The organism is Saccharothrix longispora (genome assembly GCF_030852425.1).
Lineage (GTDB): Bacteria > Actinomycetota > Actinomycetes > Mycobacteriales > Pseudonocardiaceae > Actinosynnema > Actinosynnema longispora.
The window spans coordinates 139,592-153,680 of record NZ_NSDM01000007.1 but is presented as its reverse complement, the minus strand read 5'-3'; the positions used below and the strand labels follow the sequence as shown (position 1 = coordinate 153,680).

Here is a 14,089-nt window from a genome sequence, read left to right as displayed (position 1 = left end):
GCATGGCCGACGAGTCCACCCAGTCCATCGTCATCGACGCGACGCCCGAGGAGATCGTGGCGGTCATCGCCGACTTCGACGCGTACCCCGAGTGGGCCAACGGCGTGAAGCGCGCCGAGGTGCTGGAGACCGGGGCGGACGGCCGCGCGGCCCAGGTGAAGTTCAACATCGACCAGGGTCCGATCAAGGACGAGTACGTGCTGGCCTACGACGAGTGGTCGCCGGAGCGCATCTCGTGGCGCCTGGTCAAGGGCCAGATGCAGAAGTCGCAGGAGGGCAGCTACGCGCTGACCCCGAAGGGCGGCTCGACCGAGGTGGTCTACACGCTGTCGGTGCAGCTGGTGGTGCCGATGATCGGCCTGTTCCGCCGCAAGGCCGAGAAGATGATCATGGACACCGCGCTCAAGGAACTCAAGCGCAGGGTGGAAAACGCGTAGATGACCGCCCGGCTGCTGCTGTTCACCGGCAAGGGCGGGGTCGGCAAGACCACCCTGGCCGCCGCCACCGCCACCGCGCTCGCCGCCGGTGGCCGCAAGGCGCTGGTCGTGTCCACCGACCCGGCGCACTCCCTGGGCGACGCGCTCGACGTGCCGCTGTCCGGGCGGGTCGCCGAGGTCGACGCGGGCCTGTGGGCCGCCCAGGTCGACCCCCGCGCGCTGGTCGACGACGCGTGGCGGGACCTGCGCGGCCACCTGCGGACCGTGCTCGCCGGCGCGGGCGTGGACGAGCTGGACGCCGAGGAGCTGACCGTGCTGCCCGGCGTCGAGGAGCTGCTGGCGCTGTCGGAGGTGCGGCGGCTGGCCGAGCGCGGCCCGTGGGACGTGGTGGTCGTCGACTGCGGCCCGACCGCCGAGACGCTGCGCCTGCTCGCGCTGCCCGAGGCGTTCGCCTCCTACCTGGAGCGGCTGTTCCCGACCCACCGCCGCGTGGTGCGCGGCCTGCTCGCCGGCGTGGCGGGCAGCACGTCGGTGGAGAGGTGGGACGCCACCGCCGACGCGCTCGGCCGGCTCGCCGAGGAGCTGGAGCAGCTGCGCGACCTGCTGACCTCGCCGACGACCGCCGTCCGGCTCGTGCTGACCCCCGAACGGGTCGTCGCCGCCGAGACCAGGCGGACCGTGACGGCGCTGGCCCTCCAGGGCATCCGGGTGGACGGCGTCGTCGCCAACCGAGTCGTCCCGGACCCCGGCGACGACCGCGGCCCGGCCGCCGACTGGCTGCGCACCCGCCGCGCCGAGCAGGACGCCGTGCTCGCCGAACTCGCCGACCTGGCCGCGCTGCGGACGGTCGGGCACCGGGCCGCCGAACCCGTCGGCACGGCCGCCCTGCTGGACGTCGCCGAAGGCCTCTACCGGGGGCGCGACCCGCTGGAGGGCGAGGCCGACGACGGCCCGCTGCTGGAGGTCGTGCGGACCGGTGAGCGGGAGTACACGCTGCGCGTCGCGCTGCCCGTGGGCGACTCCGAGCTGGACCTGGCCCGGGTCGGCGACGACCTGGCCGTGACCGTGGACGGCCGCCGCCGGCTCGTCGCCCTGCCGTCGCTGCTCAAGCGCTGCCTGGTGACCGGCGCGGAACTGGACGACACCGGGTTGGCCGTGCGGTTCGAATCCGACCCCGACCTGTGGATGCGGTGAGGCACGTGGACGCCAAGCTCGCCGAGGAACTGCGCCTGCTGCTCGACGCCGCCGCCGAGAGAGCCCAGCCGTGGCTGCACCGGATCGCCCAGCAGGACGCGGACCGGTCCGGTGACGGCGGGCACGACGCGCGCACCTGCGGCTGGTGCCCCGTGTGCAACGCCGTGGCACTGGCCCGCGGCGACCGCTCCGAGCTGGCCTCCAAGGCCGCCGAGCACCTGGCCGGCCTCATCGCCGTGCTGCGCGCCGCGCTCGCCGAGCCCGAGCGGGCCGCCCCTCCCGCGGAGGAGGGGGCGCGCCCGGAGAAGCCGCGCGTGCAGCACATCCCGGTGGTCCGCCGCGCGCGGGGACAGCAGTGCTGACCGTCGGCGTCGACGTCGGCGGGACGAGCGTCCGCGCCGGCGTGGTCGACGGCGACGGCGCGGTCCTCGACACGGCGCGCGCGGCGACCCCCAGCGGTGAGGAAGCCCTGGAGGAGGCCATCGGCGCGACCGTCGCCGAGGTCGCCTCGCGGCACCGGGTGACGGCGGTGGGCCTGGCCGTGGCCGGGTTCGTCGCCTCCGACCGCCGCACGGTGCGGTTCGCACCGCACCTGGCGTGGCGGCAGGCGCCGGTGGCGGACCGCATCGCCCGCCGCGTCGGCATGCCCGTCGTCCTGGAGCACGACGCGAACGCCGCCGCGCTCGCCGAGCACCGGTTCGGCGCGGCCCGCGGCGCCCGCGTGGCCGCGCTGGTGGCCATCGGCACCGGCATCGGCGGCGCGCTGCTCGTCGACGGCGAGGTGTTCCGCGGCGCGCACGGCGTGGCGCCGGAACTCGGCCACCTGCGGCTCGTGCCCGGCGGCCGGCCCTGCCCGTGCGGCAAGAGCGGCTGCTGGGAGCGCTACTGCAGCGGCACGGCGCTGAGCACCACCGCGGTCGAACTGCTGGCCCGCCACCCCGGCGCGTCGACCCTGCTCACCCGCGAGGCGTTGGGCGACTCCCGCGCGGTCACCGGCCGGCGCGTCGCCGCCGCCGCCCGCGACGGCGACCCGCTCGCGCTGCGCGCCGTGGCCGACCTGGCCCGCTGGCTCGGCGAGGGCCTGGCCCTGGTCGCGGACGTGTACGACCCGGAGGTCGTGGTGATCGGCGGCGGGGTGTCGGAGTCCGCGCCGCTGTTCCTCGACGACGCCCGCGACCACTACGCGACCGTGGTGACCGGCGCCGGGCACCGCCCGCTGGCCCGCATCCGGCCCGCGCAGCTCGGCGACGACGCGGGCATCGTGGGCGTGGCGACGCTGGCCCGGGACGTGGCCGACCGCACCGCGCGCAACGGTCGGACCCGCTGAGCCGCGGGCGTTCCGCGTACAGTCGCGTCATGCGCACCAGCGGTGTCCCGGGCTGTGGGCCGGTGTCATCGCCCGACGTGTCGGGGTCGGCATGAGGACCGGCGCGCCGAGCGGGCACGCGGGCTACTTCCACGAAACGGCGTTCTACGGCAGCGACGCCGGCTTCCGCGATCTCGTCGTCCCCTTCCTCGACGAGGGCGTCGCGCACGGCGAACCGGTGCTGGTGGCGTGCGGCGCGGCCAACGAGCGCCTGCTGCGCGAGGCGGTGTCCGACCCGTCGGGCGTCGTGTTCGTGCCGCACACCGAGCAGTACGACCGCCCGACCGAGGCGATCATCGCCTACCGCAAGCTGTTCACCGAGTACGCGGGCGCGCCCCAGATCCGCGTGGTGGGTGACGTTCCCCACCCCGGCACCGGTGCGTCGTGGGACTGGTGGGCGCGCTACGAGGCGGCGGTGAACCAGGTCTTCGCCGAGTTCCCGCTGTGGGGCCTGTGCCCCTACGACCTGCGCACGACCCCGGCGGGCGTGCTGGTGGACGTGCTGCGCACCCACCCGCACGTGACGGGCGCGGACGGCGGGCACGCCGCCAACCCCGAGTACTCGGCGTCGTGGACGTGGTCCGACGTCGCCCCCGACCCGCTCCAGGCCGTGCCGCCCACCGTGGCGCTGACCGACCCGTCGCCGGCCGAGGCCAGGCGCGCGGTGACCGCCGCGGCCTCGACGACCGGGCTGACCGGGGACGAGCGCGACGACATCGTGTACGCGACCAGCGAGGCCGTGACCAACGCGCTGTGCCACGGCAAGCCGCCGGTGTCCGTGCGCGCCTGGTCGGGCCGCGCGCGCCTGGTCGTCGCGGTGACCGACCGCGGCACGGGCCCGTCGTCGCCGCTGGCCGGCCTGGTGCCCACCACGGACACCACGAGCGCGGGCATCGGCCTGTGGCTCACCCACCGCACGTGCGGCGACGTGGCGCTGGCGCGCGACGACGAGGGCTACACGATCCGCCTGACCGTCGGTTCCTGACGGCCCGAGGCGCTGCCGCCGGCCAGGGTGTCGTCGGTCGGGGTGCCGTCGGTCGTGGTGCCGCCGCCGGTCAGAGCACCGCCCCGTCGTCCCAGCCGGAGTCCGGCGGCGGCCCGTTGCGCATCCGCAGCACCAGCCACCCCGCGCCCGAGCACATCACGACCAGCGCCAACGGCGTCCCGATCGCGCCGGTCAACCCGAACAGGCCCGGTGCGACCAGCAGCACCACGCCCAGCAGGATCAGCACCAGCGCCGCGATCGTCCCCGGCCGCAGCACGGGCAGCGGCGGCGGCTCCGGCGGCACGTAGTGGTCGTCCGGGTCGTCCTCGGGGTCGTCCTCGGCGGTGGCCACCGCGGGCCCGCCCTCGGGGCGCGTCGGCTTCGCCGGCTCGGCCTCGTCCTCCGCTTCGGTGTCGTCCACCTCGTCGTCGGACCAGGCGCGCTTGCCCACGCCCTCGCGTTCCAACCCCGCCACGATCTCGGCGAAGGTCGCGTCCACGTCCTCGGGGCCGTCGGTCGGGTCGCGTCGGGAGTTCATCGGCGTGCTCCAGCCCTCCGGGCCCTTCACAGGCGGGTACCAGGTCCCATCGTCCCACGGCGCGGTGTGTCGCGGATCGCGCCAAGTGGCCGATCAACGGACCGTACCCCTTCCACACGGGTCTTCGTTGTGCCCTGTGGTGTCGGCTCCGTAGGCTGGCGTGGGGATCAAGCACGTCGAGGAGGCGCTCCCAGCGGTGCTGTACTGGTTGATGAAACACATCTTTCTCGGGCCGCTCCTGAAGCTGTTCTTCCGACCCCGGATCATCGAGGGCGCGGAGAACATCCCCAAGGAGGGCGGAGCCATCCTCGCGAGCAACCACCTCGCGGTCTCCGACTCGTTCTTCCTCCCGCTCAAGCTGTCGCGCCGGGTCACCTTCCCGGCCAAGATCGAGTACTTCACCGGCAAGGGCCTCAAGGGCGCCTTCCAGCGCTGGTTCTTCTCCGGCGTCGGCCAGGTGCCGATCGACCGGTCGAGCGCCTCGGCGGCCCAGGGGGCCCTGGACACCGGCGTGCGGATCGTGCGCGAGGGCAAGCTGCTCGGCATCTACCCCGAGGGCACCCGCTCGCCGGACGGCCGGCTCTACAAGGGCAAGGTCGGCGTCGCGTGGATCGCCCTGGAGTCCGGCGCGCCGGTCATCCCGATCGCGATGTTCGGCACGGACAAGGCCAACCCCATCGGCTCGAAGATGTGGAAGCCGTACCCGATCCGGATCAAGATCGGCAAGCCGCTGGACTTCTCCCGCTACGAGGGGCTGTCCGGCGACCGGTTCGTGCTGCGGTCCATCACGGACGAGATCATGTACGCCCTGATGGAGCTGTCCGGGCAGGAGTACGTGGACGTCTACGCGGCCAAGGCCAAGGAGGCGCCCGGCTCCGACGGGAAGGCCGCCGACAAGCCCGCGCCGCCCGACCGGCTGCCCGAGACGAAGGCGGGCTGACCAGCACCCCGGCGAACCGCACCCCTAGGGTGTGCGCGTGCGGTTCTTCTACGACTGTGAGTTCATCGAGGACGGGGTCACCATCGACCTCGTCTCCATCGGGGTGGTCGACGAGGAAGGCCGCGAGTTCTACGCCGTGTCCACCGAGTTCGACCCGGCGAAGGCCGGGCCCTGGGTGCGGGCGAACGTGCTGAACCAGCTGCCGCCGCCCTCCAGCCAGGCGTGGCGCAGCCGGGAGCGGATCAGGAACGACCTCCTGGAGTTCCTCGGCGGCGCCAAGGCCAACCGGGACGACATCGAGCTGTGGGCGTGGTTCGCGGCCTACGACCACGTGGCGCTGGCGCAGCTGTGGGGCCCGATGCCCGCGCTGCCGCGCTCCCTGCCGCGCTTCACCCGCGACCTGCGGCAGCGCTGGGAGGACGTGGGCAAGCCGCGACTGCCCCAGCCGCCCGCCGACGCGCACGACGCGTTGGCCGACGCGCGGCACAACCTGGCGCGGTGGAAGGTGATCGAGCTGGAGCGCCTGCGCCGCGGGTTCTCCCAGCGTTGACGCGGCGTTCCCCCGTTCGTCACGTCCGGTGGGTGGACCCTGCCTTGCTGCACCGATCCAGCACGTGTCACGCTTGGGTGACCCGCGCCACGAGAGAGATTGGCTAAGCAAATGCGTATTGGTGTGCTCACCGGCGGTGGCGACTGTCCCGGCCTGAACGCGGTCATCCGCGGTGTGGTCCGCAAGGGCATCGAAGCCCACGGCTGGGACATCGTGGGCTTCCGCAACGGGTGGCAGGGGCCGATCGAGAACCTGACCAAGCCGATCGGGCTCGCCGACGTCGAGGACATCCTGACCCGGGGTGGCACGATCCTCGGTTCGTCGCGCACCAACCCGTACAAGGTCGAGGGTGGTGTCGACCGCATCCGCGAGGTGCTCAAGGAGAACGGCGTCGACGCCCTGATCGCCATCGGCGGCGAGGACACCCTGGGTGTCGCCAAGCGCCTGACCGACGACGGCATCGGCGTCGTGGGCGTGCCGAAGACCATCGACAACGACCTGGGTGCGACCGACTACACGTTCGGCTTCGACACCGCCGTGCACATCGCGACCGAGGCGATCGACCGGCTCCGCACCACGGCCGAGTCCCACCACCGCGCCCTGGTCGTCGAGGTCATGGGCCGCCACGCCGGCTGGATCGCGCTGCACTCCGGCCTCGCCGGCGGCGCGAACGTGATCCTCGTGCCCGAGCGCGAGTTCAACGTCGACCAGGTCATCGAGTGGGTGGAGCGCCGCTTCGAGCGCCAGTACGCCCCGATCATCGTCGTCGCCGAGGGCGCGATCCCGCAGGGCGGCGCCGAGGTGCTGCACTCGGGTGAGAAGGACGCGTTCGGCCACGTGCGGCTGGGCGGCGTCGGCACCTGGCTGGCCGACGAGATCGCCGCGCGCACCGGCAAGGAGTCCCGCGCGGTCGTGCTGGGCCACGTGCAGCGCGGCGGCGTCCCCACCGCGTACGACCGCGTGCTCGCCACCCGGTTCGGCCTGCACGCCGTGGACGCCGTCGCCGAGGGCGACTTCGGCGTCATGGTCGCGCTGAAGGGCACGGACATCGTCCGCGTCAAGCTCGCCGAGGCCACCGCCGAGCTGAAGACCGTCCCGCTGGAGCGCTACCAGGAAGCCGAAGTCTTCTTCGGCTGAACCCACGCCTCCCCGTCCAGGCCCCCGAACACCAGGTCCGGGGGCCTGGACGCACGACACGCGGGCCCCCAACGCACGACACGCGGGTCCCGGACCTACGACACGCGCGTGTCGTAGGTCCGGGACCCGCGTGTCGTGCGTTCAGGGCCCGCGTGTCGTAAGTCCGGGTCAGGGGGCGAAGGCGTTCAGGTGCAGGTAGGCGGCGAACGTGCCCAGCCAGTGCTCGGCGTAGTAGCCGTGGCCGAAGACGTGGCGGAGGCCGGCGGCGCGGTGCTCGGCCGCGGCGGTGCGGGCCAGGTCGGCGTAGCGGTGGGCGGGCGGCAGGGCCTCGGCCACGGCACGCCACTGCCAGGCGCGGGACAGGGCCAGGCCGACCAGGTGGGAGCCGTGCGGGTCGCCCGGGTCGTCCACCGGCACGGGTTCGCGCAGCACCTTCCAGCGCGCCTCCTCCAGGTCCGGCAGGAACGCCTCGAACCACGCGGTGAACTCGTCGGCCGGCAGCACGCGCCGCATCAGGTCGGCCTCGGTCAGCGCCGGGGACAGGAAGTCGGACGCGTCCGGCTCGAACCCGCCGTACCCGGCGTCCTCGCGGTGCCAGCGCAGCGCCGCCCCCGCGCACGCCGCCGCCAGCTCCGAGTCGCCCACCGCGCGCGCCGCGTCGAGCACGAGCCCCGTCGCGAACGCGGTGTTGCCGTGCGTCCCGGTCCGCACCGGCAGCCGCGACCCGGCCACCTTCACGAGATAACGGTCACGCAGCACCGCGCTCAACGGCGCCAGCCCACCCGCCCACGGCGAGCCCCACGTGCGCAGCTCCGCGTCCAGCACCAGCAGCCACGCCCACCCGTAGGGCCGCTCCCAGAACCCGCCGCCCGGCCCGTCGAAGAACGCCGCCTCGACCTCGGCGTTGGCCCGGGTGATCAGCCCGTCGAGCGTCCGGCGCGCCTCGTCGGCACCCGCGACGGAGGGGCGCACCCGCAGCAGCCGGACCGCCAACCAGGTCTGGTGCACGCACGAGTGCCAGTCGAACGACCCGGCGAAGATCGGGTGCAGCACCCGCTGCGGGACCAGGTCGGCGTCGGAGGAGACGATGTGGCTCCAGTGCACGGGGTGGTCCCGGCGCACGTTCTCCACCGCGGTCGCCAGCAGGCGCGCCGCCGTGTCGTCATCCAATCGGGTCTCGGGCATGGGCCACATCATGCACAGCCGGACCCGGGTCCGTCTCTCCATGTGGACGGCTATCTTTAACGTGTGAACTGGACCGTGGACGTGCCCGTGGACACGCTTCCCGAGCTTCCGCCCCTCCCGCCCGAGCTTCGCGACCGGCTCGACGACGCGCTGGTCCGCCCGGCCGCGCAGCAGCCGGAGTGGCCGGACGCGGAGCAGGTGCGCCGCGTGCGCGCCGTGCTGGAGAGCGTGCCGCCCATCACCGTGCCCGCCGAGATCGACCGGCTGCGCGACAACCTCGCCGAGGTCGCCCGCGGCGAGGCGTTCCTGCTGCAGGGCGGCGACTGCGCGGAGACGTTCGCGGACAACACCGAGCCGCACATCCGCGCGAACATCCGGACCCTGCTCCAGATGGCCGTCGTGCTCACCTACGGCGCGAGCCTGCCGGTGGTGAAGATCGGCCGCATCGCGGGCCAGTACGCCAAGCCGCGCTCGTCGGGCATCGACGCGCTCGGCCTGCCGTCCTACCGCGGCGACATCGTGAACTCGCTGGTCCCGACGCCCGAGGCGCGCGTGCCGGACCCGGGTCGCATGATCCGCGCCTACGCCAACGCGGCCGCGGCGATGAACCTGCTGCGCGCCATGACCAGCGCGGGCATGGCCGACCTGCACCGCCTGCACGACTGGAACAAGGACTTCGTGCGCACCTCGCCGGCGGGCGAGCGGTACGAGGCGCTGGCCGGCGAGATCGACCGGGGCCTGCGGTTCATGTCGGCGTGCGGCGTGAGCGACACGTCGCTGCACACCACCGAGATCTTCGCCTCGCACGAGGCCCTGCTGCTCGACTACGAGCGGGCGCTGCTGCGCCTGGACGCGACCGACGAGCGGCAGCCGAGGCTGTACGACCTGTCGGCGCACTTCCTGTGGATCGGCGAGCGGACCCGGCAGCTGGACGGCGCGCACATCGCGTTCGCCGAGCTGCTGTCCAACCCGATCGGCCTGAAGATCGGCCCGACGACGACGCCGGAGATGGCCGTCGAGTACGTCGAGCGCCTCGACCCGCACAACCAGGCGGGCCGGCTCACGCTGATCAGCCGCATGGGCAACGGCAAGGTGCGCGACGTGCTGCCGCCCATCGTCGAGAAGGTCACCGCGTCCGGGCACCAGGTCATCTGGCAGTGCGACCCGATGCACGGCAACACGCACGAGTCGTCCACCGGCTACAAGACCCGGCACTTCGACCGGATCGTCGACGAGGTCCAGGGCTTCTTCGAGGTGCACCGCCGCCTCGGCACGCACCCCGGCGGCATCCACATCGAGCTGACCGGCGAGGACGTCACCGAGTGCCTCGGCGGCGCGCAGGAGATCTCCGACCTGGACCTCGCGGGTCGCTACGAGACCGCGTGCGACCCCCGCCTGAACACCCAGCAGTCGCTGGAGCTGGCGTTCCTCGTCGCGGAGATGCTGCGCAGCTGATCCCGGCCCCGGTACGCGGAGCGGCCCCCGACCTCACGAGGTCGGGGGCCGCTCCGCGTACCGGGGCCGGCTAGAGCGCGATCAGGGTGATCTCGGTGTCCTTGGGCACGCGCTGACCGGCGCGCACGGACTGGTTGACGACCTTGGCCCGGTCACGGCCGTTGAACTGCACGTCCACCCTGAGGCCGGCCTTCTCCAGCTCCTCCTTGGCCTCCTTGACCCGCTTGCCCTCGACCTGCGGCACGGTCACCGCGTTCGACAGGAACACGGTCACCCGCCGGTCGGTGCCCGACACGTTCGAGCCCGCGCCCGGGTCGGTGCGCACGACCTTGCCCGCGTCGACGGACTCGGAGAACTCGGCGGGTCCCTCCACCGGGTCGAACCCGGCCGCGGACAGCTCGCCGAACGCCTCGTCCTTCGACTTGCCGGTGACGCTCGGCACGGGCTTCGGCTGGGGACCCTTGCTGAGCACGATCGACACGGTCGAGCCGATCGGCACCGGCGTGCCGGGGCCCGGGTCGAGCGTCACGACCTTGCCCTTGGGCACGCGGTCGCTGAACGCCTCCTTGGCGGGGTCGACCTTCGGTTGCAGCCCGACGGACCTGATCTCCTGCTCGGCCGCCGCCACCTCGACACCGGACTGGACCTGCGGCACCACGGGCTTGCCCGCGGACACCACGACCCGCACCAGCTCGCCCTGCGTGGTCTCGGTGCCCGCCGGCGGGTCGACGCTGATCACCTCGCCCGCGGGCACCGTGTCGCTGTTCTCCCGGCGCACGGTGTGCTTGAGCGAGGCGGCGGTGATCAGCGCGATGGCGGTGTCCTCCCGCTGGCCGACCAGCTCGGGCACGTTGGTGACCCGGCCGATCGTGAACCACCAGGTGGTGACGCCCACGAGGAGGGTGGCGACCGCGACGACGCTGATCACGGTGATGAGCTGGCGCTTGCCGCGCGCCTGCAGCTCCGCCTGGAGCTGCTCGGGCGTCTTCTTCTTCGGCGCACGCCGGGGGCGCGGCCTCGGCCTGGGGGCCGTCCGGGGCGCCTCGACGGGCGGCACGGGCTGGAACGCGCCGCGCGGGATCGCCCGGGTGCCCTGCGGGCCGGTGACCGGCGTGACGAGCGGGTTGGGCCGGTGCACGGGCACCGTCGGGTCGGCGAACGCCGTGCCCACCGCGGCGCCGACCCGCACCGGCTGCACGCGCACGGTCTGCTCGGTGGGGCCGGGCGCGGGGATCTGCCGGGTGCCCGGGTCGACGAAGGCCGTCGGCTGGGGAGTGATCGGGTGCAGGACGGTCCGCCCGTCCGCGGAGGGCTCGGCCTCGGCGGCGGGGTCGGCGGGGGAAGCCGCGGCGGGCACCGGCACGTCGGCGCTCACCATGCCGAGCCGGGCGCGCACGGCCTCCACCTCGGCCAGGAACGACTCGGCGTTCGCGGGGCGCAGGAACGGCTCCTTGCGGGTGGCCCGGCGCACCAGCTCCGCCACCTCGGCCGGCACGCCCGGCACCGGGGGCACCTCGTCGTTCACGTGCCGGTACGCCACGGAGATCGCGTTGTCGCCCACGTACGGCGGCGCGCCGGTCAGCATCTCGTACAGCAGCACGCCGGCCGAGTACACGTCGCTGCGGGCGTCCGTGTTGCCGGTGGTGACCTGCTCGGGCGAGAGGTAGGCGACCGTGCCGAGGATCACCGAGTCGCTCGTCACGCCCGCCGTGGACACCGCCCGCACCAGGCCGAAGTCGGCGACCTTCACCGCGCCGCCGCGCCCGACCAGCACGTTCTCCGGCTTCACGTCGCGGTGCACGAGGTCGGCGCGGTGGGCCGCGGCCAGCGGCGAGAGCACCTTCTCCAGCACGGTCAGCGCCAGCGGCACGTCGAGCGTGCGGCGCTCGTTGAGCAGGTCGCGCAGCGTGCCGCCCTCGACCAGCTCCATCACCAGGAAGACCCGGTCCTCGTCCACGCCCTGGTCGTGCACCTGCACGACACCGGGGTGGTGCAGCTTCGCCGCGGCACGCGCCTCGCGCTCGAACCGCGCGACGAACTGCGGGTCCGCGGAGAACCTCGGGTCCATGACCTTGATGGCCACGGCGCGCTCCAGGCGGGTGTCCACACCGCGGTACACGGAGGACATGCCGCCTCGGGCCACCAGGGCACCGACCCGGTAGCGTTGTTCGAGCAGCCCGCCGATCACGTTCGTCGCCGACCTTTCCACAGCCGTGGATCGTACGGTGGGGTGGTGCCGATCGGAGCTGTGCGCTGGATCGTCGCACGCGCGCGTGTGGGGTCCGCGTCAAAGTCGCACCAAACAGGGGGTGTCCGCGAGGTGACCCGCAGGTGCACCCCCACCACCCGGTTGGCGCAGGGCGTTGCTCCCGGCGTTGTGGCATCGTGACGCACGTGAGTGCGATTCCTGCCGCTGCGGATGTGCTGGCTCCCGACCTCGAGGTCCTCGACCTCCCCGAGGTCGGCGAGCGCCTTGGCCTGCCGATCAACCGTGTCCACCAGCTGCTGCGCGACGGTCAACTCCTCGCGGAGCGCCGGAACGGCGTCCTCGTCGTCCCCGCCGACTTCCTCGCCGCCGGGGGCGTGGTGAAGGGGCTGCCCGGCACCATCACGGTGCTGCGGGACTCCGGCTACTCGACCGAAGAGATCCTCCGGTGGCTGTTCACCGAGGACGAGACCCTGCCGGGCACGCCCATCGAGGCGTTGCGCGGCGACCGCGGCCGTGAGGTGAAGCGGCGCGCCCAGGCGATGGGCTTCTAGGAACGCTCCTCCCCGTCGACCGGGCCGATCGTCGTCCGGGCGGCCCCACCCCGGGGCGCCCGGACGGCGCGCTCCGGCGCTCACCCCCGCCCGGTCACGTGTACCGGCTCGACAGCTTCAGCGGGTCGGGCCTGGTCAGCGAGGCGCACGCGAGCGCCGACACCAGCGCGGTGCAGGCCAGGTAGCCCCACGAGTACAGCGCCGTGTCGCCGTTGGGGTAGGTGACCAGCAGCATCCACACGGAGAAGAACGCGCCGGCCTTCAGGGCCGTCCCGGACCAGTGGAACGCCGCCGCCATCACCAGCGGCCAGCTGAAGTACCAGGGCAGCGTGGCGGGGGACAGCAGCGCGACGGCCAGCATGGTGATCGCGGCCCGCCGCACCGCGTCGGGGCCGCCGTCCTGCGCCGCCCACCACTGCCGCCACGCGATGTAGACGAGCAGCAGCGACCCGAGGCCGCGCGCGATCGTCATGAACCAGCCCGGTTCGACCCGGACGAACGAGTCGACCACGGTGTGCGCGAAGTCGCCGACCGCGCTGGGCAGCGACAGCCAGTTCACGATCGTGGACGACGAGCTGAGCGCGGGTATCCAGCCGAGGTCCAGCCCCGAGACCAGGGTGGTGGCGGCGAACACGGCGACGAACACGGCCACGCCGCCCGCGATGGCCTTGCCGAGCTGGGCCGTGCGCGACCCGTGCAGCCGCCGCGCCCAGACGAGGATGAGGAACGGCAGGGCGACCGCGGCCGTGGCCTTCACCGCGAACGCGAGCGTCACCACGGCCAGCCCCAGGACGTGCCTGCGGTCGAGCACCAGCAGCACGCCGGCGGCCAGCAGGCCCACCATGAGCAGGTCGTTGTGGGCCCCGCCGATGAGGTGCACGAGCATCAGCGGGTTCGCCGCGGCCACCCACAGCGCGGTGGCGGGCCGGCCGCCGAGGTGCCGGGTCAGGCCCGGCAGCGCCCAGCAGAGCAGGAACAGGCCGCACGCCAGCACGAACCGCATGACGACGACACCGCCGATCACGCTCGCGCCGGTGGACCAGACGACGCCCTCGGCGAGCATCAGGAACAGCGGCCCGTAGGGCGCGGGCGTGTTCTGCCACACCCAGCTCACGTTGTCCGACAGCGGGCTCTGGAGCACCGCCGGGCCGACCGAGTACGGGTCCAGGCCGTTGAGCGCGATCTGCCCCTGGGCGAGGTAGCTGTAGATGTCCTTGCTGAACAGCGGTGGCGCGAACAGGAGCGGCAGGGTCCAGGCGACGATCGCGGTGAGCACGGCGGCGCTGCCCACGTGCCCGTTGCGGACCATCCGGCCGAGCCTGATCCACGACCAGATCACCATGCCGAGACCGATGTAGAGGACGGCGGTGGCCAGGTCGTGGCCGTGGCCGTACCTGATCCAGCTCAGCGAGGTGTCGGCGAGCAGCGGGTCGCGCTTGAGGATCGCGCCCGCGCCGGTCCCGCCCAGCGCGACCAGCATGACGCCGGCCACACCCAGCAGGATCGTGCGGATGGGGATGCCACCGGGGTCCGGTCGATCCC

General features: G+C 73.5%; 14 protein-coding genes. 10 read left to right on the top strand and 4 right to left on the bottom strand.

Features of this window, described 5'->3' with window-relative positions; all coding sequences use genetic code 11:
* The first annotated feature begins 2 nt into the window (after positions 1 to 2).
* From CKY47_RS17825 to CKY47_RS17805, 5 genes are all read left to right on the top strand, one after another.
* Positions 3 to 437: an SRPBCC family protein gene (locus CKY47_RS17825; protein ID WP_306746971.1), complete on the top strand. Its 435-nt coding sequence runs from the start codon at positions 3 to 5 to the stop codon at positions 435 to 437.
* Positions 438 to 1,631, top strand: coding sequence for an ArsA family ATPase (locus tag CKY47_RS17820; protein ID WP_306746970.1), 1,194 nt, complete (start codon positions 438 to 440; stop codon positions 1,629 to 1,631).
* 5 nt (positions 1,632 to 1,636) lie between these two features.
* Positions 1,637 to 1,993 (top strand): hypothetical protein, encoded by a 357-nt coding sequence (locus tag CKY47_RS17815; RefSeq protein WP_306746969.1) that lies wholly within the window; start codon positions 1,637 to 1,639, stop codon positions 1,991 to 1,993.
* The gene (locus CKY47_RS17810; protein WP_306746968.1) at positions 1,987 to 2,958 is read left to right on the top strand and encodes an ROK family glucokinase; all 972 of its coding nucleotides are present in this window, start codon (positions 1,987 to 1,989) and stop codon (positions 2,956 to 2,958) included. The genes CKY47_RS17815 and CKY47_RS17810 overlap by 7 nt, the downstream gene beginning before the upstream one ends.
* Before the next feature lie 91 nt (positions 2,959 to 3,049).
* Entirely contained in the window at positions 3,050 to 3,982 is a 933-nt protein-coding gene (locus CKY47_RS17805; protein ID WP_306746967.1) for an anti-sigma factor RsbA family regulatory protein, read from the top strand.
* 70 nt (positions 3,983 to 4,052) lie between these two features.
* Here CKY47_RS17805 and CKY47_RS17800 read toward each other — a convergent pair whose 3' ends face one another.
* Positions 4,053 to 4,520 carry a hypothetical protein gene (locus CKY47_RS17800; RefSeq protein ID WP_306746966.1) on the bottom strand — a complete coding sequence of 156 codons (468 nt, stop codon included), beginning with the start codon at positions 4,518 to 4,520 and terminating at the stop codon, positions 4,053 to 4,055.
* Between the two features lie 196 nt (positions 4,521 to 4,716).
* On the opposite strand from CKY47_RS17800, the gene CKY47_RS17795 reads away from it, so the two are divergent.
* The 3 genes from CKY47_RS17795 to CKY47_RS17785 all read left to right on the top strand — a co-directional run bounded on the left by CKY47_RS17795 (position 4,717) and on the right by CKY47_RS17785 (position 7,147).
* Positions 4,717 to 5,460: a lysophospholipid acyltransferase family protein gene (locus CKY47_RS17795; RefSeq protein ID WP_306747220.1), complete on the top strand. Its 744-nt coding sequence runs from the start codon at positions 4,717 to 4,719 to the stop codon at positions 5,458 to 5,460.
* A gap of 37 nt (positions 5,461 to 5,497) precedes the next feature.
* Entirely contained in the window at positions 5,498 to 6,010 is a 513-nt protein-coding gene (locus CKY47_RS17790; RefSeq protein WP_306746965.1) for a polyadenylate-specific 3'-exoribonuclease AS, read from the top strand.
* 111 nt (positions 6,011 to 6,121) lie between these two features.
* Positions 6,122 to 7,147: a 6-phosphofructokinase gene (locus CKY47_RS17785; protein WP_306746964.1), complete on the top strand. Its 1,026-nt coding sequence runs from the start codon at positions 6,122 to 6,124 to the stop codon at positions 7,145 to 7,147.
* A 168-nt stretch (positions 7,148 to 7,315) separates the two neighbouring features.
* Here CKY47_RS17785 and CKY47_RS17780 read toward each other — a convergent pair whose 3' ends face one another.
* Positions 7,316 to 8,332 carry a DUF2891 domain-containing protein gene (locus CKY47_RS17780; protein ID WP_306746963.1) on the bottom strand — a complete coding sequence of 339 codons (1,017 nt, stop codon included), beginning with the start codon at positions 8,330 to 8,332 and terminating at the stop codon, positions 7,316 to 7,318.
* A gap of 63 nt (positions 8,333 to 8,395) precedes the next feature.
* Between CKY47_RS17780 and CKY47_RS17775 the strand changes: the two genes are divergently transcribed.
* Positions 8,396 to 9,787 (top strand): class II 3-deoxy-7-phosphoheptulonate synthase, encoded by a 1,392-nt coding sequence (locus CKY47_RS17775; protein WP_306746962.1) that lies wholly within the window; start codon positions 8,396 to 8,398, stop codon positions 9,785 to 9,787.
* Between the two features lie 70 nt (positions 9,788 to 9,857).
* Here CKY47_RS17775 and CKY47_RS17770 read toward each other — a convergent pair whose 3' ends face one another.
* Entirely contained in the window at positions 9,858 to 11,996 is a 2,139-nt protein-coding gene (locus tag CKY47_RS17770) for a Stk1 family PASTA domain-containing Ser/Thr kinase (protein ID WP_306746961.1), read from the bottom strand.
* Between the two features lie 185 nt (positions 11,997 to 12,181).
* Here CKY47_RS17770 and CKY47_RS17765 point away from each other — a divergent pair, with 185 nt between their 5' ends.
* Entirely contained in the window at positions 12,182 to 12,547 is a 366-nt protein-coding gene (locus CKY47_RS17765; RefSeq protein WP_306746960.1) for an Rv2175c family DNA-binding protein, read from the top strand.
* Positions 12,548 to 12,641: 94 nt separating this feature from the next.
* On the opposite strand, the gene mptB is transcribed toward CKY47_RS17765, so the two are convergent.
* Entirely contained in the window at positions 12,642 to 14,039 is a 1,398-nt protein-coding gene (gene mptB, locus CKY47_RS17760) for a polyprenol phosphomannose-dependent alpha 1,6 mannosyltransferase MptB (protein WP_306746959.1), read from the bottom strand.
* Between the last annotated feature and the right edge of the window lie 50 nt (positions 14,040 to 14,089).

What these genes read in the sequence shown, in the direction of transcription:
- CKY47_RS17780 (WP_306746963.1), bottom strand. Translation starts at nt 8,332, where the DNA reads ATGCCCGAGACCCGATTGGATGACGACACGGCGGCGCGCCTGCTGGCG.
- CKY47_RS17820 (WP_306746970.1), top strand. Translation starts at nt 438, where the DNA reads ATGACCGCCCGGCTGCTGCTGTTCACCGGCAAGGGCGGGGTCGGCAAG.
- CKY47_RS17800 (WP_306746966.1), bottom strand. Translation starts at nt 4,520, where the DNA reads ATGAACTCCCGACGCGACCCGACCGACGGCCCCGAGGACGTGGACGCG.
- CKY47_RS17785 (WP_306746964.1), top strand. Translation starts at nt 6,122, where the DNA reads ATGCGTATTGGTGTGCTCACCGGCGGTGGCGACTGTCCCGGCCTGAAC.
- CKY47_RS17825 (WP_306746971.1), top strand. Translation starts at nt 3, where the DNA reads ATGGCCGACGAGTCCACCCAGTCCATCGTCATCGACGCGACGCCCGAG.
- CKY47_RS17805 (WP_306746967.1), top strand. Translation starts at nt 3,050, where the DNA reads ATGAGGACCGGCGCGCCGAGCGGGCACGCGGGCTACTTCCACGAAACG.